The sequence below is a fragment of the Pseudomonas protegens genome (genome assembly GCF_003732485.1).
Taxonomy (GTDB): domain Bacteria; phylum Pseudomonadota; class Gammaproteobacteria; order Pseudomonadales; family Pseudomonadaceae; genus Aquipseudomonas; species Aquipseudomonas protegens_B.
In genome coordinates, this window is the sequence record NZ_MOAK01000086.1 from 576,549 (window position 1) to 581,067 (window position 4,519).

Annotated in this window: 3 protein-coding genes and 1 pseudogene; all 4 read left to right on the forward strand. The window is 63.4% G+C overall.

The window, feature by feature from the left end:
- Positions 1 to 397, forward strand: a 397-nt coding sequence (locus tag BLX41_RS36655; RefSeq protein WP_311197602.1) for a helicase C-terminal domain-containing protein, incomplete at its 5' end; no start/stop codon positions are given.
- A 93-nt stretch (positions 398 to 490) separates the two neighbouring features.
- A complete protein-coding gene (locus tag BLX41_RS29665; RefSeq protein WP_123727738.1) occupies positions 491 to 2,890 on the forward strand; it encodes a beta-galactosidase in 2,400 nt (799 codons plus the stop codon).
- Positions 2,891 to 3,002: 112 nt separating this feature from the next.
- Entirely contained in the window at positions 3,003 to 4,148 is a 1,146-nt protein-coding gene (locus tag BLX41_RS29670; protein ID WP_123727812.1) for a serine hydrolase domain-containing protein, read from the forward strand.
- A gap of 140 nt (positions 4,149 to 4,288) precedes the next feature.
- Positions 4,289 to 4,519, forward strand: a pseudogene (locus BLX41_RS36660) (OmpA family protein); the annotation flags it as partial.

Genomic DNA, 4,519 nt, shown 5'->3' on the forward strand with positions numbered 1-4,519 from the left:
GGGCAACCTGTCCAAGCAGGAAACCCTCAACAAGCACAAGGCCCGGGTCGACGGTGGCGATTCCAGCGTACTGTTTGGCCTGGCGAGCTTTGCCGAAGGGGTGGACTTGCCCGGCGCCTATTGTGAACACGTGGTGATCGCCAAGATTCCGTTCTCGGTACCGGACGATCCGGTGGAAGCGGCGCTGGCGGAATGGATCGAGGCCCGGGGTGGCAATCCATTCATGGAAATCTCGGTGCCGGATGCTTCTCTCAAGCTGGTTCAGGCCTGCGGCCGTCTGCTGCGTACCGAGCAGGACCGCGGCACCATCACCCTGCTGGACCGCCGCCTGGTCACTCAGCGCTACGGCAAGGCTATCCTCAACGCCTTGCCGCCATTTCGCCGAGAAATATCTTAAGCGTGGCGCGCACCTTTGTGCGCCGTGCTGTCTATTTCATGTCACCGCTTCAGCACCGGCCGTTTATCGGTCTTTAGGGAGAGCCAGGTTCATATGATTCGCCGTTCGTTGCCCGCTGTACTTGCCCTGTTGTTTGCCTCCCCCGTCCTGGCGGCCCCTGCCGGCCAGCAGACGCTGTTCAACTTTGTCCGGCCTGCCGCTGTGGTGCAGGTGGCGACACAAGATGCCAGCCTGCCACAGTCCAATGCGGAGCAAACGGCCGAGGGCGAAGTGCTGCGGCGAATCACCTTCAACCCGACCAGCCGGCCCAGCCTGCGCCTGAGCCCACAAAGCGGCACCTGGGACTGGTCGCAGTCGGGGATGATGAGCCTGCGCATCCAGAGCGCGATGAACTGGGCCTTGACCCTCTACGTGACCATTCAAAGCAACGACGGCAAGACCCTGGTCAGCCGCGTCGATCTGCCGGCGGGTCCGGCGCAGACCCTGCTGGTGCCGCTGGTGGCCAGTACTCCTCTGAGCCAGGGCATGAAGGCCGCGCCTCCCATGCCGATGACCGTGGACGGCCAGCGCATCCTGCTGGCCAGCAGCGAAGGGCAATTGGACCGCAGCCAGGTGGTGTCGGTGACCTTGTCCCTGGATAGCCCCAAAGCCGCCCAGAGTATCCTCCTCGAACGCTTTGGCGTGCAGGATGGCGAGGGCGTGGTCAAGGCGGTCTATGGTTCCCTGGTGGATGGCTACGGCCAGTCGACCCGGGCCCGCTGGCCGGAAAAGATCGCCAGCGACGATCAGCTCAAGGCGGCCGACGCCAAGGAGCAGCAGCAACTCAAGGCGTGGCTTGGCGAGCGCGAGAAGACTTCCCTGGACAAGTTTGGCGGCTGGGACAAGGGCCCGAGCTTCAAGGCCAGCGGCTTCTTCCGCACGGAAAAACGTGATGGCCGCTGGTTCCTGGTGACTCCGCAAGGTCACCCGTTCTACTCCCTGGGCGTCAACACCGTGGCCGCGGACAACAGCCAGACCTATGTCGCCGGACGTGAGTGGATGTTCAGCGCCTTGCCCAAGGACGGCGAGCCTCTGGCGAGCTACTACGGCGAGGGCGACAACCGTGGCGGCAACGGCGCCGACCAGGGACGCGGTTATAACGCCGGCCGCTGGTACGACTTCTATCGGGCCAACCTGCAACGTACCTACAGCGCCCCCTGTGCGATGGGTAGCCAAGCCCCGGCCGAAGCCTCCAGTAGCGAGCCCAAGCCAGCGGCGCCTGAAGCCGCCGCCGCCCCATGTGCGACACCGACCTTCGATGAGCGACGCTGGGTCAGCCACACCCTGGACCGCTTGCAGGCCTGGGGATTCAACACCATCGGCAACTGGAGCGCGCCGGCGCTGGGCTTGGCCGACCGGGTGCCCTACACCTTGCCGCTGTCCATCGTGGGTGATTACGCCAGCATCAGCACGGGCAGTGATTGGTGGGGCGGCATGCCGGACCCCTTCGATCCGCGCTTTGCCATGGCCACGGAACGCGCCGTGGCCATTGCCGCCCGCGACCATCGGGACGATCCCTGGCTGATCGGCTACTTTGCCGACAACGAGCTGGCCTGGGCCGGCCCCGGTGACGACCCGAAAGCCCGCTATGCCCTGGCCTACGGCACCCTGCGCCTGACCACCGATGTGCCGGCCAAACGGGCCTTCCTCAAGCAACTGCGGGACAAGTACCGCAACCAGGCGGGCCTGTCGAAAGCCTGGGGCATCGATCTGCCGGCCTGGGAGTTGATGGAAGACCCGGGGTTCGTACCGCCGCAGCCAAGTCCCGAACACCCGGAGATCGAGGCTGACTTCAAGTATTTCCAGAAAGTCTTTGCCGAGACCTATTTCAAGACCATCGCCGACTCGCTGAAGTGGCATGCCCCCAACCATCTGCTGCTGGGCGGTCGCTTTGCCGTCAGCAATCCCGAGGCGGTGGCGGCCTGTGCCCAGTACTGCGACGTGCTGAGCTTCAACATGTACACCCTCAAGCCTCAGGACGGTCAGGACTTTGCGTACCTGCGCAGCCTGGACAAGCCGGTGCTGGTGACCGAGTTCAATTTCGGTTCCCGGGACCGCGGCCCGTTCTGGGGCGGCGTGACCGAACTGGCCCGGGAGGAAGATCGTGGACCGGCCTACGCCAACTTCCTCAAGCAGGCCGTGAGTGAGCCATCGATTGTCGGTGTGCACTGGTTCCAGTATCTCGACCAGCCTGTAACCGGGCGTCTGCTGGATGGTGAAAACGGCCATTTCGGTCTGGTGGGAATTACCGATGTGCCCTTCCAGGGGTTTGTCGACAGCGTGCGCAAGAGCAACCTGCAGGCTGTGGATCAACTGGGCAAGGAGGCGCAAAAGGCCCGAGTCCAGGCACAACAGGCAGCGGCTGCCGAGCACGGTTCCGGGGATGAGGGCAAGGGGCGCGAAGCCAAGGAAGCGGGCGCGCAGGCCGGTGGCCACTCCGGCAATGGCCACTGATCTGTCCAGGGCTCTGGATCAATGAGCGGAGCCCTGTTGGTTGTTCCCAAATCGGTTCAGGGCTGGAACAATGCGCGCCACGTTGTCGAGCATTGTCGTGGGGGGAGTCAGGGTGCAGATTCAGGGTCATTACGAACTTAAATTCGAGGCGGTACGCGAGGCCTTCGCGGCGCTCTTCGAAGATCCCCAGGAGCGCGGCGCTGCGCTGTGCATCCAGATCGGTGGGGAAACGGTCATTGACCTGTGGGCCGGCAGCGCCGACAAGGACGGTGCCGAGGCGTGGCACAGCGATACCATCGCCAACCTGTTCTCCTGTACCAAGACGTTCACTGCGGTCACCGCCCTGCAATTGGTGGCCGAAGGCAAGCTCAAGCTGGATGCGCCGGTCGCCAATTACTGGCCGGAGTTCGCAGCGGCAGGCAAGGCCGCTATTACCCTGCGCCAATTGCTCTGTCATCAGGCGGGTTTGCCGGCCCTACGCGAGTTGCTGCCTGCCGAGGCCCTCTACGACTGGCAGACCATGGTCGATGCCCTGGCCGCCGAGCAGCCCTGGTGGACGCCGGGTGAGGGTCACGGCTACGCGGCCATCACTTATGGCTGGCTGGTCGGCGAGTTGATCCGGCGCGCCGATGGGCGCGGGCCGGGAGACTCCATCGTGGCCCGGATCGCCAAGCCCCTGGGGCTGGACTTCCATGTCGGTCTGGCTGACGAGGAATTCCACCGGGTGGCACATATCGCCCGAGGCAAGGGCAATGTCGGTGACGCCGCAGCGCAGCGCCTGCTGCAAGTGACCATGCGCGAGCCGGATGCGATGACTACCCGGGCGTTTACCAATCCACCGTCTATCCTCACCAGTACCAATAAGCCCGAGTGGCGGCGCATGCAGCAGCCGGCGGCCAATGGCCACGGCAATGCCCGCAGTCTCGCCGGGTTCTACAGCGGCCTGCTCGATGGCAGCTTGCTGGAAGCCGATATGCTCGAAGAGCTGACCCGAGAGCACAGCCTGGGCATGGACAAGACGTTGCTGACCCAGACCCGATTCGGCCTGGGCTGCATGCTTGATCAACCCCAGGTGGCCAATGCCACTTTTGGCCTGGGGGCTCGGGCATTCGGGCATCCTGGGGCAGGGGGCTCCATCGGTTTTGCTGACCCGGAGCATGATGTGGCGTTCGGTTTTGTGACAAATACCCTGGGGCCTTATGTATTGATGGATCCCCGGGCACAGAAGCTGGTGCGGGTTTTGTCGGATTGTCTGTAAAAAGGTTGCTGTTAAGAACTTTTTTGCTTAAACATGCTTGGAAAGCTGCGGGACGGAACCCTGTGGCTTTTATAATTTCCAAGCGTCTGTTTGTACCGGTCATGTAGACCGAATTTTTTATCTCATTTTGTGGATATCCCATGTCGTCGAACAAGTCTCTAGCCTTGGCCATCTGCCTGACCGTCACCGGTTGTGCACAAACCCCACAAAATGAAGCGGATGGCGGCCATTGGTGGTCGTTCGGTTCCGATAAGGCCAGCAGCAAGGAAGCCCCGCAGGCCGCTGAGAACCCCGTCACAGCCGAAGCGCCAGCTCCTGCCGCTCCTGCGGGCAAGCCGGCAGTGGCGGCCAAGCCCGCAGCGCCCGCGGCC

Excerpts from the sequence above, each read along its gene's own strand:
- BLX41_RS29665 (WP_123727738.1), top strand. The coding sequence starts at position 491 with ATGATTCGCCGTTCGTTGCCCGCTGTACTTGCCCTGTTGTTTGCCTCC.